This window comes from Ectobacillus panaciterrae DSM 19096 (genome assembly GCF_000430785.1).
Taxonomy (GTDB): Bacteria; Bacillota; Bacilli; order Bacillales; family Bacillaceae_G; genus Ectobacillus; species Ectobacillus panaciterrae.
This window is the reverse complement of record NZ_AUMR01000050.1, coordinates 22,980-47,880: the sequence shown is the minus strand read 5'-3', so window position 1 is coordinate 47,880 and position 24,901 is coordinate 22,980. Positions and strand designations below refer to the sequence as shown.

General features: G+C 37.0%; 24 protein-coding genes and 1 pseudogene. 5 read left to right on the top strand and 20 right to left on the bottom strand.

What is annotated here, in order from left to right; genetic code table 11:
* Positions 1 to 497 precede the first annotated feature (497 nt).
* A pseudogene (locus H540_RS35550) lies at positions 498 to 1,039 on the bottom strand (IS66 family transposase); the annotation flags it as partial.
* Between the two features lie 588 nt (positions 1,040 to 1,627).
* Here H540_RS35550 and H540_RS0113210 point away from each other — a divergent pair.
* Entirely contained in the window at positions 1,628 to 2,479 is an 852-nt protein-coding gene (locus H540_RS0113210) for a GIY-YIG nuclease family protein (protein ID WP_034670964.1), read from the top strand.
* A 669-nt stretch (positions 2,480 to 3,148) separates the two neighbouring features.
* Here the strand turns inward: H540_RS0113210 and H540_RS0113205 are convergent.
* The 15 genes from H540_RS0113205 to H540_RS29630 all read right to left on the bottom strand — a co-directional run bounded on the left by H540_RS0113205 (position 3,149) and on the right by H540_RS29630 (position 17,873).
* Positions 3,149 to 3,721 carry a DUF6037 family protein gene (locus H540_RS0113205; RefSeq protein WP_028401076.1) on the bottom strand — a complete coding sequence of 191 codons (573 nt, stop codon included), beginning with the start codon at positions 3,719 to 3,721 and terminating at the stop codon, positions 3,149 to 3,151.
* A complete protein-coding gene (locus H540_RS0113200) occupies positions 3,721 to 3,987 on the bottom strand; it encodes a hypothetical protein (RefSeq protein ID WP_028401075.1) in 267 nt (88 codons plus the stop codon). Before H540_RS0113200 ends, H540_RS0113205 begins: the two co-directional genes overlap by 1 nt.
* Positions 3,988 to 4,038: 51 nt before the next feature.
* Complete coding sequence (locus tag H540_RS0113195; RefSeq protein WP_028401074.1) at positions 4,039 to 4,335, bottom strand: AbrB/MazE/SpoVT family DNA-binding domain-containing protein; 297 nt, start codon at positions 4,333 to 4,335, stop codon at positions 4,039 to 4,041.
* Between the two features lie 12 nt (positions 4,336 to 4,347).
* Positions 4,348 to 4,824 carry a metal-dependent hydrolase gene (locus tag H540_RS0113190; RefSeq protein ID WP_028401073.1) on the bottom strand — a complete coding sequence of 159 codons (477 nt, stop codon included), beginning with the start codon at positions 4,822 to 4,824 and terminating at the stop codon, positions 4,348 to 4,350.
* Between the two features lie 13 nt (positions 4,825 to 4,837).
* Complete coding sequence (locus H540_RS0113185; RefSeq protein ID WP_028401072.1) at positions 4,838 to 5,353, bottom strand: hypothetical protein; 516 nt, start codon at positions 5,351 to 5,353, stop codon at positions 4,838 to 4,840.
* Positions 5,353 to 6,495, bottom strand: a complete 1,143-nt coding sequence (locus tag H540_RS29635; RefSeq protein ID WP_051317094.1) for a bifunctional lytic transglycosylase/C40 family peptidase — start codon at positions 6,493 to 6,495, stop codon at positions 5,353 to 5,355. Before H540_RS29635 ends, H540_RS0113185 begins: the two co-directional genes overlap by 1 nt.
* Positions 6,492 to 8,363, bottom strand: a complete 1,872-nt coding sequence (locus H540_RS0113175; protein WP_028401071.1) for a CD3337/EF1877 family mobilome membrane protein — start codon at positions 8,361 to 8,363, stop codon at positions 6,492 to 6,494. The genes H540_RS29635 and H540_RS0113175 overlap by 4 nt, the downstream gene beginning before the upstream one ends.
* A gap of 2 nt (positions 8,364 to 8,365) precedes the next feature.
* Positions 8,366 to 8,851 carry a hypothetical protein gene (locus tag H540_RS0113170; protein WP_028401070.1) on the bottom strand — a complete coding sequence of 162 codons (486 nt, stop codon included), beginning with the start codon at positions 8,849 to 8,851 and terminating at the stop codon, positions 8,366 to 8,368.
* Positions 8,851 to 11,298: an ATP-binding protein gene (locus tag H540_RS0113165; protein WP_028401069.1), complete on the bottom strand. Its 2,448-nt coding sequence runs from the start codon at positions 11,296 to 11,298 to the stop codon at positions 8,851 to 8,853. Before H540_RS0113165 ends, H540_RS0113170 begins: the two co-directional genes overlap by 1 nt.
* Positions 11,292 to 11,684 (bottom strand): TcpE family conjugal transfer membrane protein, encoded by a 393-nt coding sequence (locus H540_RS0113160; RefSeq protein WP_028401068.1) that lies wholly within the window; start codon positions 11,682 to 11,684, stop codon positions 11,292 to 11,294. Before H540_RS0113160 ends, H540_RS0113165 begins: the two co-directional genes overlap by 7 nt.
* Entirely contained in the window at positions 11,684 to 11,917 is a 234-nt protein-coding gene (locus tag H540_RS0113155; RefSeq protein WP_028401067.1) for a TcpD family membrane protein, read from the bottom strand. Before H540_RS0113155 ends, H540_RS0113160 begins: the two co-directional genes overlap by 1 nt.
* 15 nt (positions 11,918 to 11,932) lie before the next feature.
* Positions 11,933 to 12,901: a conjugal transfer protein gene (locus H540_RS0113150; protein WP_028401066.1), complete on the bottom strand. Its 969-nt coding sequence runs from the start codon at positions 12,899 to 12,901 to the stop codon at positions 11,933 to 11,935.
* Entirely contained in the window at positions 12,831 to 14,792 is a 1,962-nt protein-coding gene (locus H540_RS0113145; RefSeq protein WP_028401065.1) for a type IV secretory system conjugative DNA transfer family protein, read from the bottom strand. The genes H540_RS0113150 and H540_RS0113145 overlap by 71 nt, the downstream gene beginning before the upstream one ends.
* A gap of 1 nt (position 14,793) precedes the next feature.
* Entirely contained in the window at positions 14,794 to 15,480 is a 687-nt protein-coding gene (locus tag H540_RS0113140) for a replication-relaxation family protein (protein WP_028401064.1), read from the bottom strand.
* Between the two features lie 842 nt (positions 15,481 to 16,322).
* The gene (locus H540_RS29630; RefSeq protein ID WP_051317093.1) at positions 16,323 to 17,873 is read right to left on the bottom strand and encodes a primase C-terminal domain-containing protein; all 1,551 of its coding nucleotides are present in this window, start codon (positions 17,871 to 17,873) and stop codon (positions 16,323 to 16,325) included.
* 681 nt (positions 17,874 to 18,554) lie between these two features.
* Between H540_RS29630 and H540_RS0113130 the strand changes: the two genes are divergently transcribed.
* Together H540_RS0113130 and H540_RS0113125 are read left to right on the top strand one after the other, a co-directional pair.
* The gene (locus H540_RS0113130; protein WP_028401063.1) at positions 18,555 to 19,718 is read left to right on the top strand and encodes a ParM/StbA family protein; all 1,164 of its coding nucleotides are present in this window, start codon (positions 18,555 to 18,557) and stop codon (positions 19,716 to 19,718) included.
* Positions 19,708 to 20,070 carry a hypothetical protein gene (locus H540_RS0113125; protein WP_028401062.1) on the top strand — a complete coding sequence of 121 codons (363 nt, stop codon included), beginning with the start codon at positions 19,708 to 19,710 and terminating at the stop codon, positions 20,068 to 20,070. The genes H540_RS0113130 and H540_RS0113125 overlap by 11 nt, the downstream gene beginning before the upstream one ends.
* 69 nt (positions 20,071 to 20,139) lie before the next feature.
* On the opposite strand, the gene H540_RS0113120 is transcribed toward H540_RS0113125, so the two are convergent.
* Complete coding sequence (locus H540_RS0113120) at positions 20,140 to 20,694, bottom strand: hypothetical protein (RefSeq protein WP_028401061.1); 555 nt, start codon at positions 20,692 to 20,694, stop codon at positions 20,140 to 20,142.
* 928 nt (positions 20,695 to 21,622) lie between these two features.
* On the opposite strand from H540_RS0113120, the gene H540_RS0113110 reads away from it, so the two are divergent.
* Positions 21,623 to 21,850 (top strand): helix-turn-helix domain-containing protein, encoded by a 228-nt coding sequence (locus H540_RS0113110; RefSeq protein ID WP_034670961.1) that lies wholly within the window; start codon positions 21,623 to 21,625, stop codon positions 21,848 to 21,850.
* Between the two features lie 39 nt (positions 21,851 to 21,889).
* On the opposite strand, the gene H540_RS0113105 is transcribed toward H540_RS0113110, so the two are convergent.
* From H540_RS0113105 to H540_RS0113095, 3 genes are read right to left on the bottom strand one after another with little or no spacing between them, the layout of a single operon-like run.
* Entirely contained in the window at positions 21,890 to 22,231 is a 342-nt protein-coding gene (locus tag H540_RS0113105; protein WP_028401058.1) for a hypothetical protein, read from the bottom strand.
* A 12-nt stretch (positions 22,232 to 22,243) separates the two neighbouring features.
* Positions 22,244 to 22,924 carry a replication-relaxation family protein gene (locus tag H540_RS0113100; RefSeq protein WP_028401057.1) on the bottom strand — a complete coding sequence of 227 codons (681 nt, stop codon included), beginning with the start codon at positions 22,922 to 22,924 and terminating at the stop codon, positions 22,244 to 22,246.
* Positions 22,925 to 22,938: 14 nt separating this feature from the next.
* Positions 22,939 to 24,126, bottom strand: a complete 1,188-nt coding sequence (locus H540_RS0113095; protein ID WP_028401056.1) for an FtsK/SpoIIIE domain-containing protein — start codon at positions 24,124 to 24,126, stop codon at positions 22,939 to 22,941.
* 297 nt (positions 24,127 to 24,423) lie between these two features.
* Here H540_RS0113095 and H540_RS0113090 point away from each other — a divergent pair, with 297 nt between their 5' ends.
* Complete coding sequence (locus H540_RS0113090; RefSeq protein WP_028401055.1) at positions 24,424 to 24,897, top strand: DUF559 domain-containing protein; 474 nt, start codon at positions 24,424 to 24,426, stop codon at positions 24,895 to 24,897.
* Positions 24,898 to 24,901: the final 4 nt, after the last annotated feature.

The window sequence follows — 24,901 nt, the reverse complement described above, 5'->3', positions numbered from 1 at the left end:
CACTATCAGCAGAAAGAATTTTAAAATCCCCATTCTTTATCCCGTAGTTTTCGGACAAATAATCTCCTATTGGTTTTTCAAATAGTTTTGTGTCTGTAGAGCAACCACTTAATAGGAATAGTGGTATGCTCAGTAATAAGATAAAAACAGTTACTTTTGGTTTCCTCATTCAAGTTCTCCCTTTTCTATTATATACTTCATACAATCATAGTTGGGGTTTTTGCCCATCCCTTATTTAAATCCCCCTATGTTCATTTTTCATTCTTACCCTTCCTTAAACCACATTTTACCATTTTTAAAGATGAAAAAGGGACTCTCTTGTGAGAAGTCGTTCCTTATTTAAAACACAACAATCGTTGTATTAACATCAATTTGATGTAGGTATGGGTTTGACTGTCCGTAAGCCCGAATTATAAAAAATAAGCGTACCTTTACGGTACGCATCACAAAAAGCCGTATAATCTGATCTTTTTAATCAAAAATACGGCTACTTTCATTTATTTACTACATTCCAGCTGAATCTTTTTGGACCAAGGCATGTATTGGTCTAAAATTTCAGGATTTTGATGTATTCCGAGATTCGGTAAATCCATCAAAAGTTTCTTTGTGTACTCGTAGAAATCAATCCCGTTACTTTTGGCTGTTTCTGCGATACTCAAACAAATAGCATTCGCTTTTGCGCCAGCTTCGCTGACCGAAAAAAGCCAATTTTTTCTGCCTATAACGTTTGGACGGATGGCATTTTCAGCTGGATTATTATCGATTTCAATGCGTCGTCTTTACAATTTTTACATTCATAAGCGTGTTCAATATGCTGAATTTTTCTCATTTTCGCAGGAATAAATTTTGCTTCTTCACGTACGATTGTACTGCCGATTTCAATCATTTGTCCTTGGCAACAGTCACATTGTGTATTTTCTGGATAATGGTGAAATGCTTCTACTTCGATATCATCCCGTAATGAATCATTTCGTTTTTTCTTTTGAATATTTCGTACAACAGTATAGGAAATCATCTGTTGGCTTTGTTCTTCTGTATGGGGTACCGCCACATCGCCATCAACCTAAAACAATTTAGTACCCCCAAAATGAAAAAATGCGCTATTCTTTCTGTAGATTCATAGGGAAGGATGGCGTTTTTTTATGGATATTTTAGACGAACTACGGGTAAGTCCGAGATAAGTCCAAAAACGGTCATAGGGGTGTAATTAATTGGAAAATACATAAATTTGATTACCAAAAACTTCTGGTTTTTATAATGACAAGATCATTAACTATCTCTTCTGTCGTTATCTAAGACTATGCTTTACCAAACAGAAGTTTTACCAAAGACCTTTGCAAAAAGTTTCTTGAATCGTTGATAATAAAAGGTTTTACATTTATTGTAATCTATCTGGCCACTTTTGGACTTATCTCGAATATACCTCTTTACTGTTCTTCAATAATCGCGCCCGTTTGCTGAAGATTATTATTAAGGGAAAGCACCTCGTTAGTACGCAAAATTAATAGAGTATAATTTTAAAAAACATTTTTATGAAAACCATGGTAAATTTATAATGTAGAAGAGATGGGACGATAGATTGCCCCTTTAATACCACCATTTATTTTACTTTTTTAAGAGGTGAATCATGCTTAAAACATTATTAGAACACTACGGATTGGATACCACTAAAAGAATTAAGATTGCCCGTCATAAGGATGAAAAGAGGGGATATGATCTCCCACTTCTCTATAAAAAGGACCAGTTCGACATTTACCAAAGTTACCAGGAAAACTCGGATTTCCATAATTGCGACTACCTTGTATCATTTCTCGGAATTGAAAAGAACCAAGCTGTATTCATTGGAGTATACGAGGTCATGGATATACTGCCTGCGTTCAGCGTCCCGCTTCCTCCACACTTCATCTACCACTCAAATTATAAACCAACCAGGCGGTATTATTACAAACTGAAGAAGCTTGACCAGTTCAAAGACCTTGCGGATCGGCTTGTAATCGAATGGAGCGGTGGGGCAATCAATTGGATTCAGAACTTCCATGGTACACCTAAGGAAGTCATCCAGCTTCTTCCCAAAGGCTATGTCGGCCATTTTCCAGGGTACATGGATTTCTTCCTTACGCACGACGAATTGAGGAAAATGGTTACCCACAGAGATGCCCACAGTGATTGGCATAAGATGCTTTCAGCTATCGGCGGAGTCTATGTCATCCTTGATACAGGGACAGGCGACCAGTACATTGGTTCTGCTTATGGGAAATGGGGGATCCTCGGACGGTTTGAAAGCTACGTAAAATCGCCGGACGGCGGGAATGTGAAACTTCTAGCACATATCCAGAACGATCCGAATTCCGTCAACCGTTTCCAGTATTCGATCCTTGAGACTCTTCCCTCCTCCATCACTCAGAATGAAGCCATAGCACGCGAGACGCTTTACAAGCGAAAACTTGGAACACGTGCCCATGGCCTTAATTCGAATTAATCCGTAAGGAAAATGAAAGCGGTAAAGGAATTTAACCCTCTGCCGCTTTTCTTTAATAGGCGGAAATTAGAACGAGAATACACCGTTTCTAGTCTTCTCGGGGTACGGAAACGATTCGTACATTAATCCGCCACATCTGTAAAAAACAGAATTTCTGTATTTTTCTTACTGTTTCGAAGCGAAAAATACTGTAAGACTACTTTTTGTGTGATATTTGTTTAGAATCTAAGATGCTTTGTCTCAATGGAGTACACTCTATTGGAACACCCCCAAAAGACTGACAGAATGCTGTTTAGGAGTATCCCATAAGAGTTGTTTCAAAAGGTGAAAAATGAATAACATCGGTTACATGCGGGGTAGTTCTGCTAATTGAAATCTCTGCAAGAAGTCTTAGTCTTAAATGGAAAGCTTGAAATAGAATCGGAAATCACTTGAGTGAAAGGTCTTTGTGCTCTTTTTTCGTTTTTTTCCATCCGTATGGCGTCTTTTGGACTTATCTCGGACTTACCCCATTAAAGGGCGCGATTGTTGCAGATCGCAGCAATAAAATGATTAAACTTTTTTATAAAAGGATGATTCAATTGAATATAGAAAAAGCGTGTTTAAATCAATCTTTTTTCAAAACATGCTTTTTCTATTTGCTCTTTTATCAAGGATTAATAAGTTCATTTATTCTGGCATTGTAACTGTTATAGCTTTACGCTTATCATCAGTCCATTTGCTACTTATATTATTTCTTTTGCATGCTTCATATGCATCTACACCTAATAGTATTCTTGTTTTTTCGAGGTTTTCAGGTCTTACATTTTTTCCGGTTGTCTCATGACTTAACCATCCCCAAAAATATATTTTGTCTGCTTCTTCTACGTCCCGTCTATACAGTGCTACTTCATAAGGTTTTGGATAACTATTCCTATGTGCGTTTGAGGGGATTTTCTGGTTAAACTCCTGAAAAAAATAACTCGATTTAAAAGAACTATTAGGATCATATTCCAAACCTAACACCTTACACAACTCGCCATATTTTTCTCCAAGATATGTATTAATTTTAAATCCTTTATGTAGGTCAATTTCAAAATAAAAATTCTTCATTTTTACTCCAAACATTAATTTGAACGGGGATTCGTCTATAAAAAAGAAGACATCAAAATGTACTTTATTAAAAATAAAATCAAATTTGTAGCGATTTAAACCTTGGTCTTTCATATCTCGATATAAAGGGATTAAACCATCCAATCTCATTATCTTTTATCCTCCTTATCCATCACTTTAAGACCTAGCTGTTGTATTCTATACTGGGGAGATGGTTCTAGGACTTCCAAGATATAATACATAATCGTTGTCTCTACCTCTCCTGGAGTAACCCATTCATATCGATCTATGTCTACAACGTGAACCATACATACCCCAAAATCGGGGTGAATAATTTCAAACTCCTCATTTATCTTAGGAAACTTTTTACCAAATTTTAAGTTTAAAAACGATTCGTGCAGACCTTTAGTATCCATAGAACCACCTCCTTTTTTCCGTTTTATCCAATTAATAATTACCCCAAACTATTATATTGTCACTTTTTTCTCGTTGACTTGTTGTATTAATTCCTTCATCACGATCTCAGCTCCTTCTGGGCTTAACACAATTTTACCGCCAGCCAAAGAAAGATTTTTATCAGATACTTCCCCCGTCACTACGCAAGTCATGCTCGATTGATATTTCTTCAAAATGATACTGCCGTCATTTTCTACAAAAATTTCTAAAGCATCCTTCTCTGCAATACCTAATGCACGGCGTAATTCTATAGGAATAACGATACGTCCTAAATCATCAACTTTACGAATAATACCAGTAGGTTTCATATTTTATCCTCCTTAAAAAACATTTCTAATTAATACAAAGTTGGTTATAACAAGTAATACAAACAAGACAAGTTCTGTAAAACTTCCTGTTCGAGTGTAAAACGGAAATCTAATTTTAGTTTTTAATGGATATAGCAAAGGAATCCCGCTCACCGTCAGAGCATCCAGCATCAAATGACTAATAACCCCTATACATATACCCATCACTACAAAAGGATAGTTCGGAAAAACAGTCCACAACAAGGACGTAACAATAAATAAGAATAGTAAACTATGAGTTATTGTTCGATGCCCGAAGATAGAATGCAGCGCCCATGAAATTGGTTTTATTATTCTTCCTAGCGTTGATTTTGGATGATCGATATCAGGAAGAAGCGCACCGAAGGCTGCTGCTGATGTAAACCATATGGTATTTGCTTCGATATGCGTATACTTTGAAGTTGCAAGAGCAAGAGCCGCTCCTGCAAGTAGATGAGTGTGCCCCCTCATACCATTCCCTCCTTTAGTTTGATGTTCCTTGTGAAGATAAAATAGTTACATCATCAATTTTCCATTCGCTTCCGACTTTCACTACATTTGTTTTAATGACCATTTTTGATGTAGAGGGTACATCATTGAAAGTAGTCATTACTTTAAATGTGCTAATTGTTGTAATCTCATTTTTTGAATATTTTTTTTCAAAAATCTCTAATTCATTAATACGAGATCGAATGTCTGCTCCTTTAGTCGGCGGCTCCATACCGCTTGGGAACGTGCTTCTATAACCTTGTTCCGTTGTATATGTTTTGATGTTTTTATAGCGATCAAGGGTATTATCATAATTAAAAAAAGCTTGGATAAATTGTTCAGTAGTCTTTTGCGCTTTGTTTACTTCTGTATTTTTTAAACTAGCAATTTCCTCTTGAAAATGCTTATTTTTCTGTTGTTCCTTTGCAATCGCCTTATTTAGCTGCACAAAATATAGAACTGCGGCTACAACTACAATTGCAGCTGCAATGATTAATTTTTTATATTTCATTAACGAACAATCCTCCTATATCCTAAGAATTTATAGGCTTTGCTCCATCTGGAAACACTGGAATATTCAATTCCTTTGTCATTAGCGTTGAGAAAGGAGTCATTTCCGACATACAAGCCAACATGCGAAGGAGCTGCTTTATACGTTTCCCAAAACACTAAGTCCCCAGGCTGTTGCTGTCCATCTGGCACAGCAACCGTTTTATTAAACTGGTCTTCTGCTGTTCCTGAGATATTAATACCCACTTGTGCAAAGCTCCACTCCATCAAGCCGGAACAGTCAAAGCTTGTTGCAGGGGTTCTTCCTCCCCATTGATACGGCATACCTAGAAACTGTTTCATAATGTTTTCTACCTGAGTTACATCAAAAATTTGTGAACCCTGAGCAAGATTCCCAAAATCCGATTTCGCTGGTGTGAACAATTGTAAAATTTTTTCAACGTAGCGGAAATCGCCATAGCACGCTCCTGCTTGTGTTCTGTAGTTATTAGGGTCACGACCAATACAACTGTAAATACCTGTACTATGTTCCCTTGAATATTGAAGCGCTAAATCCTTTGTATATTTACCTCCATTCTGCAGAACAAATCCTACAAATGCCATGCCATAATTGTACGTGTGTATGGCTAATGGTACGTCTCCACCTGCTGCTCGCAAACGCTCCGCAAATACCCGCACCCCTATTTGAATAGATAGATACGGGTCACTAATCGTGTTAGGAGGTAGCCCTTGCGATTCGGACGCTTGCATGATATCTGCTACACTTGGATTCTCACCACTCTCATTTTGTGTTATAGCCAGTAATAATTCTGTATATCCTTCGATTCCGTTCTTACGAGCTTCCTCTCGTATTAAAGGTTCGTAGCTTCTGATAATACTAGATACATTTGCATGACCACCTGTAAAATCTGCATTTAACGGAATAGCTCCGTTTCCAATTAGACTATCGGTATTTGGTTTTGTATCGGCTCCTGAATTAAGCAAAAAGAAGAAGAGTAATCCCATTAAAGCGATTAGAAGTAGTATAACTCCCAAAATTGCCAATACATATGGATTTTTGAGCACGACGGCTGCAATCTTTTTTGCAGCCGCCCGTTTTACGTATTGTTTTGCCATGCCTTTTGCTGTATCTATAGCACTCATTTTTTATCATTCTCTTTCGTATTATTTTTAACCTCCCTTGATTGTGACTCTTGACGACCTTGAACCTGTCTCTTCTCTCGTGCTGGGCTTTCCCTATATTGCGATTGAGGAATTGGTACATAAGACTGCTGCTTCGTTTCCTCTTTTTTCTGCGGAATTGGGATAAAAATCTGCGGTTTCGTTTCTTCTTGCTTTGAAGAATGTTCGTTTTCATTTTGATTTCTTGCGGAACTTTGTTTTGCAGGAGCTGTGCTTGCTACTGCACTACCACCTGTTGTTCCTAATGCTCGTTTGTCACTTGATTTAGCATTATGACTTGATGTAGTTGTTTTACTTGCAACACTTTGTGGCTGTGTAGCTTTAGTTTCTTGGTTTTGTCCTCTCGCATTACTCTGTTTGACCCTCTTAACAGCATAACCAATGCCTTTTTTACTTAAATCTTTTGTTTGTTCTACTTTTCTAGAAGTAACGTGTGTGATACGATCGGTAGCAGCTTCCGCATGTATTCGTGCTGAACTTACAATCGTAAACATCTCTTTTCTATATTTGAAAATAGAGAATAAAATCAAGCAATCCATAAATACCAGGAATGCGTGACCACTAAATCCATCAGCAACTTGTGTCGTTTCATACAGTAGTGTTGTTACACCGATACTAATGGTAACAAGGAATACTATCCCTGCTTTTGCTACGATTAAACCAATCAGCTTTTTTACTGTGTGACCTGCTGTGTCTTGAAAATTAGGAATTAAACTAAATAAGAATAAAGCTGGTGATACAAGTAGCATTACGATAAATATAATCTGCAATACAATTTTCGCAGCCGCTAACATCATAAATGGAATTCCTAAGAAAAGAGTCGCAATAAAATATAACATTGTATAACCAACTCGATATGGAAGTGTGAAAACACTCATATTAGAATTTTGTTTATTTCTCACTTCATCCTGTGCGATTGTATTCCTTTCTTGCTCACTAGCTACATCCCATATGTTTAATTCCAATAGTTTTGTAATACGGTCTGTATTCCCTTTCCCTTCTGTGATCTTCGCTTCATCACTTGTTCCGTACATCATATTCAGATAGGGCCTTTTAATCATCAAATTAAATAGCTGATTTTCTAATAAAGCTTTTGATTCGTTAGACGTGTAGGGTTTATCACCTGTCTTATCTGCTTCAGAACTAAAGTTAACAGTCCAACCGGAAATCGTATTTTCTATTTCAGCGGATATCACATTTATACTTTTTAAATGCTTAGAGGCATCCCCATAGAACCAATAGCACCCGACTAAAATCAAAATAGAACTGATAAGCGCTCGAACAGCTCCACTTGCATTATTTTGTGCATAGTACATGATGACTAATGAACCCATCATAATAGTCACAATAATTGTTAAAAAGGAACTGAATACTCCATTTTCTGTGTTTACACCGCTTATTTTTTCTAAAGTAAGTCCGACAGGTTCAGAAACTTTAGAAATAAAATCATAGCTCATCATTTCACCAACAGCGTAGATAAAAAATTGAGCCATCGATTTATTCGCAAACCAGATCATATCCGCAAAACTTTTGCTCATTTGCTGTCCCGACTGGCTATACCCTAATGTTATAAAGCTGCTAAAATCTTGTGGGAAGTACGTTTCTAACGCATAATGACCAACTGGAAACCGTTCTTGCTCTTTTATAATTCGTCCTTCGTAGACTATGTTTTCTTTTACCCGTCCAGCTTTATCCTCTTCTTTTTTGTTATCCTGATTGTTGACTTGGTTTGTAACTTGCGGGGTTTCTGCGTATGTTTTGCTTACTGGTACTACTAAAACAAGGCCCAGAAAAAGAACCATGAGCATAGTGAGCACACGTTTAATCATTTTCACTCTCCTAACGATTCAGGATTAATCACTTTAGGCTGAATTTGCTGCTTCACGGTTGAAAAATCAAAAATTGCCTTGATATCTACTTTATAATTTCCCTTTTCATCTTTTCGAACGGCATATACTTCTGTTTCTGTAGAACCTGAACTACTGTGCGGATTACTATATTCAATCCAAACAAAAATAATTTTGTCGATTTTGTCGTTATACTCCTTAATACCACTCACATTCTTAGGCGTAAAAATAATTGACTGTTTTTCTTGATTCTTATGAATCTCATAACTTCCTTGTTGATATAGATACTTCTGTTCCTCTTCATAATCAGTTTGGAGGGAAGCTTTTAAAAATTCATATGCTACATATGAAGGTGTATTTTCCTGAACTGTAGATGTAGGTGCTTGCGTCTTCTTTGTTACTTGCTTTTGACATGCTACTACTCCGAAGAGTAATAGCATGCAAAACAAGGAGACAAATAACTTTCTCATTATATAGATACCTCCACGGCTTTAGTTTTCGAAACTGTATTGAAGGCTTTCACCCATTCATCAAAGAGTACGTCAATCCCAATCTTTGCTGTTCTGCCGTAGATATCACGGAAAAGACATTCGCCTTCCTCTAAACCTGCTAGTAGTGAACGATTCTCGGCGTTAACAGGTAAATCAAAGAATTTCAAAATGTCCTCCTGTTCGCGTTCATCTTCAGCACGGAACGCAAACCGTACCCCAACTTGTTCTTTTACATCCTGTTCGTTGTAATCCTTGGCACTTTGCGTAACGATGCCACAACCACAGTTCAAAGAACGTCCTGTACGGAGCATTTCCTTGATTAAAGCTGTTCCCTGTGTTGTATTTTCTAGTGCCCAAGCTTCTTCAAAGATCGCTAGCTTTAAAGTACCTTCTATTTCATTCCGCAAAAATTTCGTTGTAAATTTTGCTAAAGGTATCATGGTGCAAACGGATAAATGCTGGCTCCGATTATAAGTTTTTTTATCCATTTCGGCCTTTGGAAGATCCAAGTTCTGAATTTGGATAATGTTGACCTGCTTATCTAAAGAAATACTTTCACTAAATCCATCAGAGAAAAGGAGTTTTCCTAGTGATGACTTTGAATAACCATCTAGTTGTACACCTACATCTCGTACTGATTCATGTTTACTTTTCTTTAGAACTTCCACTACCTTATACAAACCAGGATTCGAATCACGTATGACTTGTTGTACAGCTTCTGTGATAGCATTACTGATTTGACGTTCGGTATCCTGTACCTTCGCAAGACTCTCTAACAAATTTACGGCTGTATCTTCTGCTTCTACGCCTTCTAAAAAGCGAAGCGGGTCTAATTTCCCTTTATCCTTTTCCTCATGTGACAAGGAAATAAAATTGATATGATTAACCATCTCATGAAACTCTGGGTAATCCTCCTTAGAGAAATGCGCAAGAGCTTCTTTAAGTTTCGTTTCCGTTTCATTCTTGGGGTCAATTTTTAGAATCATAGTCCCCAGAAACGTAGCATAAAACCAGAGATTTTTTACAAGAAAGGATTTCCCCATACCAGTCGGTCCCAACACCATAAAATGTAAGCTACGAGTTTTCGCCCCGGCAATTCGTTGATTACCCAACTGTGGGTGAAAGAATACTGGCTTTAAGCTCGTTTTAACACTGCTTCCATCACTAATGTTCTTTCCTAAGTAAAATCCGATGTTGTTTCCGACTTTCTGTGATAGTCCAAATAAGCTTTCTGCCAACGCTTCTGAAAGTAGAGGTTGCTCCCAATCTCTAACTAGTATTCTGCTTCCAATCAGACTCTGATGAAACAAGTGCAACTGATCTGCAATCGGTTGGATAATTTTAATATGCATGTTTTTACAAGTTTGTTTTAAATCCCGAATTTTTTCGTCAAGACCTTCTTTTGTTTGATCCGAAACGACCAGAACAATATTTGTTCGTACTAAGCTTCTGCCTTCATTCTTGATTTTGTTTTCAAGATCGGCAAGCAGTACCCGTCCTTGATTCACTAACGTATCCTCATCTTCATTGATTTCAGCAATTTGTGCATCTTGATCTTTAAACTTCCGTTTCGCACGCACAACCTCTGACCTGTCTTCATCAGCAGACCTATATTCCGTTCTAACATGTATTTCAACCGGAAACGGCAACTGCTGCAAAACAAACATCCAACGGGAATATGTCATGTTAATAGGTAATGTTGTCACTGGGAGAAAAGAACACCAACTCTCCTCCTCTAACTGTGTTAACTTTACATATCCAGCCCGCTTAACGTTAATAATGCTTTCAAAAGCTTCGCTTGTAACTTCTTGTTTTTGTCCTCTAACAAAAGCTTGCTGCTCTAAATACTCCAATTCTTCTGTTGTTGCTTTTCTGCAACTCATCTTACTTTTAACAGCCGCAAATACTTCTTCTGCTTCTTTTTCATAATGTGATTTTATATCGTCATCAATTTTCCCATCTTGTAGAGTAACAATTTTTCCAAGTGAGGAAGTAAACCGACTAAACGCCTTTTTTGTATTCTTGATGAATTCAGTTGCCCCTTTCGGTTTCGGCAACTGTACACCGATAAAAAATAGATATTCTACTGCTCCTTGCAACTCGTATTCTAAAATTTCTGTAGCTCGATCGATGTACTTAACGCCAATATCTACGAACGCTCCATCGAACTGTTTTTTTAACATTTCATTTCGTTTTTTTACATCTAAACTCTTTGGAACGACAATGTAATGCGTTGGTAACTTAATTTGATCTCCAAAATTCGATAATTTCTCAATAAATTTATTTTCTGCATAGACATCATTCAATTTTAAGACCTGTGGGTTCACCGGAAAGTATACCCATGCATCGCCGTCTTTTGTATAAAGGATATGATCCACTTTTTGCAAAACAGGATATTCCAACTTCGGAATTAGTTTTCCTAGCACTCTTTACTCACCCCATCATATTTAAAGATTTTTTCCCCTCTCGCTTCAAGCGCTCGAAACTTTACGTATTCTTTTTTCAAAAACATGTACTTAAAGTAATTTCCTATATAGTTCTGTATTTTTTTATCTTCAAAGCGGATTTTTAAGAGAAGACCTGCGACATACCAAGGGGCTAAAAACCATATCGTAACCCACAAAGCAAATGGTAATGTTCGAATCAATTCAAGGGGTTTGGTATTACGGAAGAAAAAACTTGCAAGAATGAATACGATATATCCTCCGATTTGCCGGAGTTCTAAACCTTTCGGAAACACATAATCATGCATCTTATAGATTTTAGGGGGGTACTTAAACAGTACCCCATATGTTAACCCTTCTTTTCTCATTAATTTAATCCCCCGGATTTCAGGCTGCTCCAAATCCCTTTCGCAAAGTTACCAAACTCTTCTGGCTGTGCAATTAAAACGTAAGCGACGATCCCGAAGACAATGGCTCCAATAAACTGTCCAACTGCCCCACGGTTCCAGTCACGCACGGCACGAACAGCCAACATAATTGTGAATACTGAAAGAACTGCCCCTAAAATTTGAGTTGCTAAATTGTGTAGATTTGGAATCATACTAAATTTCCCCCTTTAATTAAGTGTGTGAGTTAATTTGTTAACATAAAACTTTCCGTCTTTTTTAGAAACATCTAGTGTAAAGGAATAGTGCATATCTACATTAGTCCCTTTATCTTTAAATACCGCTATCGTTTTAACAACGTAATGCCCTTTTTCTTGTGCATTATAAATTTTAGTTTTCTCAAGTCCTGTAAAATCAGCGAAACCGCTTAGTGATTCTGGATTATTCATTAAATATTTCATTTCTTCCAAAGAGGATTTACTGTATGAAGTAAAAAACTGATTTAAAAACTCGTTAATTTGCTTTTTCACTTCTACATTTTCTGTTTCTGCCTTACTATCTAAAGAGTTTTCAACTTTTTCGAGTTTTGCTGGTGCGGGTGCGGATAATAAATACGGCTGTTCAATTACACTAAAATTAGTATCATCGGTGCCGATCATGAGGTTAAGTAGTTGTGTGATATTTTGAGGTTCTACATTTGGTCTTTCAATTTTGTAGGAGACAAGAAGTGTTACCAATGCTTGTGATTTATTAAGAACTTTAACTTTATACGGTTTAATACTTGTTACTGTACGTTTTGCATTTATGTTCCCTGTACCTTCTAATTCTTGTACGGCTAAATTGCTAGCTAACATTTTTACTAATCTCTTCTCACGATCTGTTCGAGCATTTTGATCAGAGTCTATATTTAGATACAAACTAGCAAACTGTTGAGCGAAGCTGACAGTTGCCTCTTGCTGAATTAAGCTATTGGATGTATCCTCCTTTGATTGTTTTTGAATATTATTATTCAAAGCATTCAATTTATCATTAACATACGCTGTCCGTTGATATGCTTGAAACATGAACCAGAATGTGCTGATAAAAAGAAGCCAAAATGCAATGAATAAGATTTTTTGATAGCTCCTTTTACTTCTCGGAAGCTTCCGCTCTTTCAATACCGCTCTTCTTCCCATTAGTTTTGCTACTAATGTTTCCAAGGAATCCGGACCTCCTTTTTTGAGCTTGTGAAGGACTTGCAAATGGACTCTTAATATATACCTTGTGTACCTCGCCCCTCATCGCTCTTCTTGCAATAAAAGCCTCACCTGTCGCAAGTTCCTTAATTGCATTTGGATGAGCCTTGAAGCGCTCTACTTGTCTGCTCGTTCCCATTTCACTTTCAGAACGCTCTTTTGTCTGAATAGTTAACTCGTTATCATCGTAAGTACCTATGGTTTTAGCTAAGGTTTCTGCTTCTTCACCATCATTCACCCTCATGGCTACATGAACATTACAGTTATTAACGATTTGACGTCTTAAAGCTGGACTAACCTTATCTATATCCCCCAGACCTTGCGTACCGATAATCGCCTCAAGTCCTGCTCCCCTTGCCTTATTGATAATGTCAACAACTTCATCATTCACATAACAGGAAAATTCATCGAATATTGCGAAAACTGGTTGCCTGCCTGTTTTGTAGAGATGGGAACATAAGTTATTGATATCCATAATGACCAATCGAGCAAGCTTTTTCACGTAGTCTCTATAAGCTAATCCGTCAATGCTGAAGAGTACCATTGCTTTCTCTTCCACAATTTTACGTAAATCAATGCCCTTCCCGGTTTCTTCAAATAAATGGCCTAAATCCGATTCGATAAGCTCCCCAACTTGAGATTGAAGCCCTTGGAACACATCTTCAGGGAATGTAGCAAGCCTCTCCTGATAATCTTGTGCAACAGAATCCATCACTTTCGTTTTCACTTCTTTATACTGTATCCCTTCTGACTTCGCTTCCTCTTTTGTCTCCTGCGTTTCCTGTGCCATTCCGAAAGCTGCTAATACACGAGAGTCTTCATCCTCCTTGGGTTTCTCTTGTGAAATTCCTTCTACTGGCACTTCCTCGATGACTACCTTATGTTGCTGCTCCAGCAAGTTATTGAGTTTAACAAGGTCAGTGTACTTGTAAATGTGCTGTAAGTCCCTTGGAATGTTGTACTTATCGAAAATCTGGATAAGAAGTTGCAAAAAGCGAGAACAGTTATTTTTATAGTAAACCTCGGACCATTCAAACAACGCCATAATCTTATCTCGAACCATCGTTGCTGTTCCTTGCTTGATTGGGTTGTATGTTATGTCAGAGACATCGGAGAAAACATATAACTTTTTCCCTTCTTGCTTCGCAAGCTGTTCAAATTCTCGAATAAAATCTGTGTCTCCCTTTCCATCTATTGCAATAACAGGTATATCGCGCTTTAATGCGGATTGTTTCGTTAAGGAAAGAATAAAAACTGTTTTTCCCGAACCCGTAGTTCCAACACAAAGCGTATGTTGATTTAATTCTTTCGCTGTCACAGCAAAGGGCTCATTGAATTCTGTAATACCGAGAAATACATCTTGCCCTTTATAAGATTGCTCCGCTTTCTTAATGTAAGCTACCTTATTTTTTTGAACCTTTTCATAAAATCTGCTGTTACGCTTTTCTGTCATCTCATCCTTTTTGGAGATGACTTTTTTGTTAAACATCGTTTCCCATATGCGGAACCCGGCTGCAATTAAAACACCGAAACATGCTCCTACAACCGCGGCCCAAACATCTACGTTCGGCAACCCTTGAAAGTATTGCTTAATCACAGGTGCATATTTTAAAGTGCCTAGTGTACTGGAAACCTTCCCTGCTTGGAATAAGATTAGAATACTCACTAGAGCTATGGGACTGGCATAGTAAAGCCATTTGTCCCTTCTAGATGCTTTAGCGATAATGATAAAGAAAAAAGCAAATACACATGAAATACTAAAAATGATAAACAGCAAAGCTCCTAATGCGTACAGAATAAAAATGCCTGCTGTATCTGTTTCATTGTGTGTTTTTGTCGCTGATTGCGGCTGCAATCTATTCACCTACTTTCGGAAAGTCTCGGATAATAAGTCGTGACTTATGTTCCATCACCCCCCGTTGTGATTCCAGTAGGTTCTTTATCGTTTGTTTATCTGTGTAATAAAAAACGGCTTGGATTCGATTTGCTGCAAGTTCTGCATCATACGTCTTAAATTTCTCCTGAATGCGCTTCTTATCTTTACGTGTCAGCTCAACTTCTATAGCTGCTGTATTACCGTTCTGAAGCCAATAAGCATCAGGTAAATCATCTTTTTGTCCTTTAACAAGGTTACTGCCTTCTATCCTTTCAGCATTCTTATATTTGCGTCGCTTGATTTCACGGGATGTAACCCACTTAAAATCTTGACCCTGCCGTTTGGCTTCAAGCATTAACGTTACCTCTAGGTCATTAATCATCAATTCATGTCTAATCTCAGCTAGATTATTTACTCGTTGAAGGGGCGTCATATCAATTCCTGCAACTTCAATCCCATCTTCTGTAGCATAAAATAATCCCAAAGTTCGCATGACCAATTCGTTTTTTACATACTCGTACTCTTTAAGTTTCCGTAAGATACGATAAGAAATTTGCCTACTTACACCAAAAGCCGTTTCGATTTGTTTTGCTGTCACAAAACTATGCCTGGCAATCCAAGTTAGAATCTCCTGATCTCGTTCAGTCAGTTTCATAAAATCATACATTCAATTATCCCCCTGAAAAAATTATCATTGATGAATACCACCCTTCACTTTATCATTGCTTCCCCTTCACATAAAAGCTCTATACAGCTTCCTCTTTATCTTATATTCAATATTTTAAGATAGCATCCGAATGAAACAAATATATGTCCCATCTCAAACCACCAGCGTTCTGATCGATCTTGTTATCTCCACTTGTTAATCCTCTATCCAAATTTTTTAGTATGAATCTTCATCCTAACTTGTTCTCATTACTGATTTTAATTCTTTCACTGTTCTTACTTTTTTTATCATTTGATCTTGTTCTTATTTTTAACTTTGACCTTGTCTTTTATTTTTTTACTATATAACCACCTCCCACACTAACTACTCTTTGTTTACCACTATCCCCCTCCCCGCTCCATGTAATATCTAATCCTATGTCCTCCAAACCCCATGCTGACGTAGTAAGTGTGGGGTTTGGAGGCGAGCCATCGAATAGGATTGATATGGAATGGGGCGGGGAGGGGCGGTTTTTACTGTAAACTAAGGATATAAACTTATTGAACCTTATTTAGTTTACACTCTTAGTTTATTGTTTTTTCCTAATTTTAGCAATAAATTAATAGAGAATTATTCCGACAATTTCCTACATTTTCTGTATACTAGATATTAATCTTAGTTTTTTAATAAAATAAACTGTACCTCTACCCTATAACCTAAACTTTTCCATTTTTCCTTTAGGCTCATCAAGGACTATGGTCCAGTTCCTTACCTTCAAACTACTTCCCCCTAACAACTGAATTAAAAAATACACCTAAAATTTAATTAATCTCTGTTTTAAGCAACTGTAAAAAATAAAGAAATCAACCTACTTCTTCAAAATACGTTTTCACTTCGTACCAAAGAAAACACAATAAATCTTCTATTCTCCTATAAGAACATAAACCATTTGTTGTAAGAAGCTCGTACAGATACGCATGCGGTAAAACACCAAACTCAGTCTCCAAATAAACATACACATAAGCCACCAAATCAGCAGGTAAAAGGCTAGCAGATGCGACCCTATGAAAATAACCCTGAAGAACCGGGGAAACAGAGCCTAAAAGACCAGTAGAATAAGAATACCTAGGAATCAAACATAACGGCACAGGAGCAAAAGGCTCCCCACCCACCACCTGATCTATAAGTGTATACGAGTCTGGCTCATTTTGAATGGCCTCTATTTTGCGCTCAGACTTCTCTTCTACAAGCGTGATATTCGTTTTTGCTCCTCGTCCTTTTCCTGTGACGATTACAGCAATGTGTGCTGAAGTCATAAGTCGTTTCATTACTTCTTTAAACGTGCTGAAGCTCATGCCTAACATTTGAGCTAACTGTCTTTGAGAACAGCAAGTAGACCCGCCTTGTTGCTTTAAAAAGCGGATTACATCCTCTTCCCATTCGTAATAATGCGTGCGCTGCCGATCTTCGCGCGCTTTCGCTCCTTCTAATGGTCGATATGAGAAAGCCATTCCTGAAAGCATGCGAATATAAGCCGCTGCTGGTCCCTTTTTTGTTCCTTGGAACGCGCTTCGTACTTTACGTTTCACCTCGAATAATGTCATTGGCTCTTCTAATCTCTCATTCCATTCTCGAAGGCGCATTTCAGCCGCTTCTTTGCTGTATCCTGAGGCTTTAAAAGCCAAAGCAAGCGTATAGCAAGTATTATCTCGTTTCCCTTTCTCTACGCCTTCCAGGAGTTTTAAAACCGCCGGGTGGGACAATAACTCTCCTTGACCAATAGCAACCTTTCTAGAAGACGCACGCTGTCCCTCCTGCTGGATAATCATCCAGTCTACAAGTTCTTGAAATGACACTCGATTATGAGATTCATATACTGTATTTTCAGCTGTAGGCACACGGAACCAGCGCTCAGCTCCGATCGCACAAATATCTCCACCTACATGAAGAGCCATTTCACGCTGCACACGCTTATAAAATTCAATCGTTTTAGGAAAAGCACGCTTCGCAAACGCAAAGTAAAAATACACATGAAAGCCACCTGACGGTGTTTGTACAATCAGCGAAGGTTCCGGAAGTCCAGCACGCTCTATATTATCTAAAACATCCGTAGTAGTCATTCCAGCCTTCTCAGGGCATTCTTTTACATCAATATCAATAACAAGAGCATTTAACCAACGTAATGTAGTTTCTTTTCTCTGATCGTTACGATAAAAAGTATTTGGTGTAAAGTATGTAGCTTCTTGGGTAACAGCAAACAAAGTCTTATATGTACGTACTGCTTTAAAATCTTTACAATCTTGGCTTACAAATACCCAGCCATGATTCCGATCATAACTGTGAATTTGCTTATCCTTCTGTCTCTTTGCTTGTTCAGTTAATTGAGTTTGAAACAAGTCTCGATATGTATGCATAGTACTTCCCTCCTTTTAAAGAAAATAAAAAAGACCGCTGCAAGCAAGCTTGCAACGGTCTTGAAAATGCAATATTGATAGATAAATTGCAAAAAATTGTCAAGGATTGAAGACGAAAAAAACTTAACAATATCTTGCAACTATCTATAATAATTGGTATCATAACAACATACGTTATGATATCTTGTTGAAGTTGCTACCAACAACTCCAACTAGCATTTTCAAGCTAGCTGCTATCTAGCTTGAGATACCGGGAAATGTGCTACCAACACATTTCCCTTTTTATTTATATCCAACAAATTATATTTAATTTGTTTAATCTTTCCTCTATATCTACATTTTTTATGTATTACTATTAATTTACCTTTAACTATACACCTTCCCTTTTTATCCGTCTACCCAATAATTTCATGCCTTCATAGATTAAGAGTTTCTTTTAAAATAGGACAGTGTAACTAAAAAGTCAATACAATTCAATATAAATGAATATATCTCAATATGATTTAAATAAATGAAAATAGTAAATTTACACTTTAAACTATAAAAAGTAACTATATTTCATTGATTTTTGTATTGACTAGTATTAAATTTTATTAAAATGTATTGAGTTTTATTCACTCTTAGCATATGATGGTATCATAAAATTAATTTTCCATAAATTTCTTTTAAGGAGGAATTAGAATGACAAAGATTTTAAAAGCCGGTGCGGATGCAGGTAATAATGCCTTAAAACTTTGGGTAAAAGGACAACAACCTATTTTAATACCTACAATTTATTCTATATATATGGGAGAAACAACTGCTACTATGGATGAGGACGATATTGCTATCACGGCATTAGAGAAAAACATTGATGTGACAATCAACTCTCCTGCTTTATCTCAAAATGGAAAACGTTATATTATGGGAGAAAAAGTCATTGAAGATCGTGTAAAAGGTACGGAATTAGAAAAACATAGCGATAAATCTACTGATGAACTACCTGTGATGGTAACTCTTACGGGTTTAGCCATTAATGCAATGAGAATGAACCCAACTGTTAACAAAATTGATGTAACTTATGACCTTTCTGTAGCACTTCCAGTGCAAACTATTACACCTCAAAGTGCTCAAGCAAACGCTAAGCGCTATATGGGAACACATACTGTTATTTACCATCATCCATCAGGACGTAATGTAATAGTTAATATTAAAATTGAGTACTGCAAGTGTTTGCCTGAAGGTGGGGCTGCTGCATGGGGCATCGTGTATGACGAACATGGAAAAGTAACAAGACGAAAGGTTGACACTGTGCAAGGCATTCAAGAAACAGACTATGTAGACAAAACTTTACTTTCTTTTGATATTGGTGCTGGTACAACAGAAATCGTAGTATCTGAAGGAGTACGCTTTAATCCAAAGTTAAGTGAAGGGCTACATTATGGAGTAAAGGAAACTATTTTGGATGTTATCAAGCGTTGGAATCGTCAAAACCCACGTAAAGCGATCGAGAATATAACAGAGTTTAATGAGATTTACTTAAACCCTGAACATCCACGTCATTTGTCTCTAAGAGAGCAATCTAAGGCTGCCTTTCAACAGCTTGCAACTCGTATTAGCACTGCAATCATGGACAAAATTGATGATATGAAAGATGATCCTTACACATTCATTTATGGTGGTGGTGCTGCCATCCTAAAAGATAGCTTACAGCAAATTTTAAGTGAAAAAGGGCGCTTAACGAATGTTACATTTTTAAATGATGCAATTTTCGTGAATGCTCGAGGTTTGCTAGTGTATACATGCTCACCAAGATTTGAACTACAAAAACAGAAGGAGTTAGGGGTTGCCTCTGATGCGTCGTAAAGAATACAAAGCTGGAGATCGTATTAATGTTTACATTAAACGCAATGTATCTCCAGAGATGATCGATTGGATTAATGAACAATCAGATATTACAACTTTTTTTCTATATGCTGCACAGCAACTTTATGAAAAGACAGGGAATGTAGATATCGCTGAGATTCTGCCACGTAAATACGATTTCAGTTTAAAAAATGGCAATACGCCATCTTTACTACCTTTAAATACACAATCACATAACCAAACGCAAACAGATATATTTAACAAAGACAAATATGAACGCGCTCATAAACACGAACAAGAAAGCAATGAATCTTGGTCAGGTATTGATGATATGGATGACCCATACGCTTAATAAATTATAAAACCCACCTTTTAAAGGTGGGTTTGCTGCTTATAAATATTGAATTCCGGGTGCTTTCCCTCAAAATAAACCTAAAAATTTCTTTCTTTTTTGCTCCTTACTTGCTTCTTCAACCTTTCCGGTTAATCTTTCTAAGTGTTCTATAACTAAATCTAATTTTTGTTCCAATTCCTTATTCTTATCTCGTTCTGCTTGAAGTTCTTCTCGAAGATTTATGAACTCGGACGCAATACCTTGTTTTATATCCTCAATGTGCTCCTTCATCGCTACCGCCATGCCCTGTATCACGTGTCGTTCTTCTTCATCAGAAACCTTTGATACAGCTACTTCTTCAGCCGCTACACTCTGTGTTGCATAAGCTCTTTGTGTCATTATCACAGCAACAGCATGACTTAAAGAAACTTTAGTTTTATCTCGTATCTCTTTGACTTGATTAAAGACTGTTACATCATTAGAAGTATATAGCCTTGTATCTCCATCCTTAAAAAATTCGTATCCTTGCTTTTCTAATTCTAAACTGTATTTTCTTACGGTACTCTCTGCTAGGCCTGTGATATGGGAGATATCAGCTGTCTTCAAATGCACATTACCTACGATGTCACGCTCCTGCTTCATATGTACTACACCCCCAATACAGCATTGCTATGCTTTTAATCTAACGATACTGTAACACCATGTTCTTGATATGTATAGAATTTCCCTCTATTTCTGATTAAAAAGATTAAAATACCCTCATGTAAGTAAAAGCTTGCTACGCTTTTTATTCCACGATTCACTTGACCACGAGCCTCTAAACCCTCAAACTCCCGAAGGCAACCCCACAGGGCAAAAACCGCCCTCTGGGGCAACCTCCGCAAGTTTGCATGAGGGTTCTCCTCATGGTCAAGTAACTTTCGCGGCATAAACGCTCCGTAAGCTTCCCGAAGTTTCCCTACATCTCGTTATGTTTCCCAAATCCTCGCTAAAGGAAAAATATTATCCATAGCGAAACATAAGGCTTCCGCCCCCGGCGTCCCGCTATGGTGACCGCTCTTTTCAATCAGTGGAATACATACCGCCATGTCAACGGTATCGGACTGACCGTAGGGAGGGAGAATAAGGAGTTGACATGTTCACCTTTCCCAAATCCTTTTACTCTCCCAAAACAACCATTGTTTTGGACACTTCCTGGAAGGACCGTCGAGGCGGGGACGGAACCCCGCGGTCTATAAATCTTTTAGTATTGCGGTCCAGTACGCTTTGTGCTGGTCGTGTGTGGGGACGAGACCCCACGGTTTTGATAATTATAGTTTTCTGCTTGTTAATTCCTTACAAAATTTTTTCGGAAACTCCCATGCAAAGATTTGTTGTATGATGCGTAAGTCAAATCTTTGCAATATATGTATACCATATTCCTTCGAAAATATAAGGAAAATCGTTCGTGCTTATAATCTATGAATTTTATTTTTTACATCTACAATCTAAGCAAAGTTAGATTCAAACGTATACAGCGTGGTTTCTCTGTCCATAATTGTAGTAAAAAAATAGGTTGGGAGAGAAAAACGTGTTATCTAGAAAACCAAGAACTAAATTAAAAAAGTGGCTGGATCGCCACGGGATCGAACAACAAGAATTAGCAAAAGCTGCTAAGGTGTCCACTAACACAATAACCCGTGCTTGTAGAGATATTTCTTATATACCAAAGCCTGAGATTATGAAGAAAATTCTACGTATTGTGAGAAAAAAGGACCCATATATGAAGGTAACAGACCTATGGGATTGGGACATGTAAAAAGCACAAGAATTTTAACATCTTGTGCTTTTTGCAGTATTAGCATGATTCTTCTATACGAGTACGATCTTCTCTTTTTTTACGTATTCTTATTTGCTCTTCATAAATAATATCTAAATCCCGAAATGAAGTGGTAGTGAAATTTTGTTCACTTTTTTTGTATGAAACAACACTTCTTGAATCTATGAGATATACATGAGTTGATATCAATATGCGTACCTCTTCTTCATTTTCTGGCGGTTGAAATGACTGCTCAATATGTTTTTTCAAAACCTCTAATGTCTTTTCACTTAGTTTTACTTTGTTTTCTTTTAATATGCTTGCAAGTGTTTCCTTATTAAACTCCCATAAGTCACGTTTAATTACAATGATTTTATACATTACTATTCTCCTTTAATATCCAAATTTTATTTTTACTCCATTTATAATTTGTTCCTTCTGATTCTGTTGTACTGATGGCTCTTTCATGGGACTAAATGTATTCACTAAAGCTTTAACAGAAGGTACTTGAATCACTTTTAAATTAACTGTTTCGATATTATAACGGGTATCAGTAAGCAGGATGATAGCTGGAAAGAATTTTTTATCTTGTCTTTGCCATTCTAAATTCTGCCAATCATTAGATAAATAATACTGTTCATAGCGCATTATCTTTTCTTGCATAATCTTTTCACTATAAATTGTTCTCTGAATCTCAAAGAACATCGGTGTTTTCTTAAAGATTACGAATAAATCTGGCTCTATAACTCCTTTTTCACCCATTTTTGGTTCTATGAGGGTATACGATAATTCAGCGTCATATTTTTTTAGCTCAATAAAGGTATCTGCAATCTTTAAAAAATGCCATATCTTTTGGCTATTTTCTTTCATTCTCGATTCATAAGGTATATATACATAGGGAGTAAAATCTTTACAAGCTTTAATGTATTGTCGATCTTGTAATCTTTTTAATACAAGATTACAATTGCTCGTTGGTTTTTTTAACTTGGAGAAATGAAGGGCAATGATCTGATCCCGACTCAAAGCTCGAAATCTTGTAATATCATCAATTATCTGTTTATCCCTTTTATTCATTAAGTATCACTCCTTTAATCTAACCATCCGAATAATTCTTGTTTCTGGGGTAGAGCTGCCGACTCAACTTTCTTTTTTTGTATTAATGGCTTGATTAAATCTTTTGCTGGCTCTACATCTAAAAAAGGAGCTTGAACGTCGTGCATATCTGCGGTATCAATCTTAAATATCATCTTTCCGGGCTCTTCTCGGCTTATATCCTCCGCTCCGATCACTCCCGCAATCTCTGAATTAGTTCTATCCTCTGTTTTAAAGATACATCTTACATTCAGAATTCCTCTTAATTGGGTTGATAAAGACTTATTACAAGGTCTTTGAAGGCTCACAATAAGATAACACCCTGCCGCTCTCCCCAATGCTGCATACTCTAATAACTCCCTTAACAGTTCCTTACTTTCTCCTGATCCATCATTCAAAATCAATATTTCATCAATGACCAACAAGATATAAGGTTTCTTTTTGCTTTTCGGTAGATTATCTATATGCTCCACACCATGAGAACGAAGCAAGCGACCTCTTGTATCTATTTCTAACCGCAATTTCTTCATAATAGGACGAAATTCAGCCGCTGTAACATTCATACTCTTCACATGAGCACATTCCTGAAAGATATGGAATTCTGAACCCTTCAAATCACATAAATAAAGCTCTAATTCCTTTGATGTATGATGCAACATCAAAGTAGTAAGTATTTGCCGACACATAACCGATTTCCCTGACCCAGGAATTCCTGCGATCAATACGTTCGGATTATTAATCAAGGAGAACGTCACCCATTGATTGAATCTATTCTTCCCGGCTATAATCGGCATCCTCATATCCTGAATCGGAAATGTCTTATAATCATATTCCACTTCATCCATTTTCTCCGGAAAAATACGAATGGTAAAATCTAATACATCGGTTTTAATATCCAGATTCTTGCCCAGGTATTGCTGAAAAATAAACTTCTTATCATTTAGGATTTTCGGATTCATCCCTCTTGGCACCTTCCCGAATACCTCAACATGGCTTTCATGCAGATCAACCTTTAAAATCTTCGGATACACATAAGTTTTTAAATCATGACTTGTTTTCATTTCCAGAAACAATTGAGCTGTATGGAATGCTTTTTCCGTCTGCGCTTCAATTTCCCGAATGACAGCTTTTACCCTTTGTTTCTCTTGGTACTCTTTCCAAGTGCTTTTTAAGGCTGCCAACATACTTTTTCCTCCTTGTTCATACTTAGTAAAAAATTTTTTATAAAAAATTGAATTTCCATGTATAAAACTTAAGCAAAATGGGCATAATGGCTTTCCACCCTCCTTTCGTCGGCTGCCGCCATTAACAAACCCTTATATTCCTTATTTTTTGGGCTATATGCCTTTAAAACCTAGGTAATACTACTTATACAGGTACATAGGCAGCTACCTCGGTAATTTCTTGATAATAGCCTATGTTCCTACATAAATATGTGTGACTTAACTCATTACTTATATATTGAAAGGACGAGCTGAAATATGTTTGCTGTCATTATTTTAGGAATGGCTTTTTATGGCTTGTGGTATATCATCCGTAACTTGCAAAAGCCAAACTTAAATCATCATAAAGATCAAAATAGGAAAGCAGAAATTTTCCGTAATCGAGCTGGCTGCAGCAATCGCTTTGAGCGCGAAATGTTTGATGCTTTAGTCAGTCTTGGATATACACCTTTAACACAAGTGAAAGAAGCCCGATACCGTTTGGATTTTGTTCTTATGGAGAATGGAAAAAAGGTATGTGTTGAAGCAGATGGAGAGGTCTGGCATGATGCAGATCATGACCAAAAGAGGGATAAATACTTGTTAAGTGTTGGATATGAAGCAGTTATTCGTGTGAAATACGGTGACTGGAAGGAAAACAAAGCCCGTTGCATACAAAAATTAGAGATACGACTATATGAGTTAAAGCTCCTTCCTGAGCTTCATCCTTCATATAAACTTCAATTTAATTAAAAAA

Bases quoted from the DNA above. Each gene is read 5' to 3' on its own strand.
- H540_RS0113095 (WP_028401056.1), bottom strand. From the start codon at position 24,126: ATGTTGGCAGCCTTAAAAAGCACTTGGAAAGAGTACCAAGAGAAACAA.
- H540_RS0113120 (WP_028401061.1), bottom strand. From the start codon at position 20,694: ATGAAGCAGGAGCGTGACATCGTAGGTAATGTGCATTTGAAGACAGCT.
- H540_RS0113185 (WP_028401072.1), bottom strand. From the start codon at position 5,353: ATGAAATATAAAAAATTAATCATTGCAGCTGCAATTGTAGTTGTAGCC.
- H540_RS0113140 (WP_028401064.1), bottom strand. From the start codon at position 15,480: ATGTATGATTTTATGAAACTGACTGAACGAGATCAGGAGATTCTAACT.
- H540_RS0113090 (WP_028401055.1), top strand. From the start codon at position 24,424: ATGTTTGCTGTCATTATTTTAGGAATGGCTTTTTATGGCTTGTGGTAT.
- H540_RS0113130 (WP_028401063.1), top strand. From the start codon at position 18,555: ATGACAAAGATTTTAAAAGCCGGTGCGGATGCAGGTAATAATGCCTTA.
- H540_RS0113190 (WP_028401073.1), bottom strand. From the start codon at position 4,824: ATGAGGGGGCACACTCATCTACTTGCAGGAGCGGCTCTTGCTCTTGCA.
- H540_RS0113210 (WP_034670964.1), top strand. From the start codon at position 1,628: ATGCTTAAAACATTATTAGAACACTACGGATTGGATACCACTAAAAGA.
- H540_RS0113160 (WP_028401068.1), bottom strand. From the start codon at position 11,684: ATGAGAAAAGAAGGGTTAACATATGGGGTACTGTTTAAGTACCCCCCT.
- H540_RS0113100 (WP_028401057.1), bottom strand. From the start codon at position 22,924: ATGAATAAAAGGGATAAACAGATAATTGATGATATTACAAGATTTCGA.
- H540_RS0113155 (WP_028401067.1), bottom strand. From the start codon at position 11,917: ATGATTCCAAATCTACACAATTTAGCAACTCAAATTTTAGGGGCAGTT.
- H540_RS0113205 (WP_028401076.1), bottom strand. From the start codon at position 3,721: ATGAGATTGGATGGTTTAATCCCTTTATATCGAGATATGAAAGACCAA.
- H540_RS0113170 (WP_028401070.1), bottom strand. From the start codon at position 8,851: ATGAGAAAGTTATTTGTCTCCTTGTTTTGCATGCTATTACTCTTCGGA.
- H540_RS0113125 (WP_028401062.1), top strand. From the start codon at position 19,708: ATGCGTCGTAAAGAATACAAAGCTGGAGATCGTATTAATGTTTACATT.
- H540_RS29635 (WP_051317094.1), bottom strand. From the start codon at position 6,495: ATGAGTGCTATAGATACAGCAAAAGGCATGGCAAAACAATACGTAAAA.
- H540_RS0113105 (WP_028401058.1), bottom strand. From the start codon at position 22,231: ATGTATAAAATCATTGTAATTAAACGTGACTTATGGGAGTTTAATAAG.
- H540_RS29630 (WP_051317093.1), bottom strand. From the start codon at position 17,873: ATGCATACATATCGAGACTTGTTTCAAACTCAATTAACTGAACAAGCA.
- H540_RS0113195 (WP_028401074.1), bottom strand. From the start codon at position 4,335: ATGAAACCTACTGGTATTATTCGTAAAGTTGATGATTTAGGACGTATC.
- H540_RS0113200 (WP_028401075.1), bottom strand. From the start codon at position 3,987: ATGGATACTAAAGGTCTGCACGAATCGTTTTTAAACTTAAAATTTGGT.
- H540_RS0113175 (WP_028401071.1), bottom strand. From the start codon at position 8,363: ATGATTAAACGTGTGCTCACTATGCTCATGGTTCTTTTTCTGGGCCTT.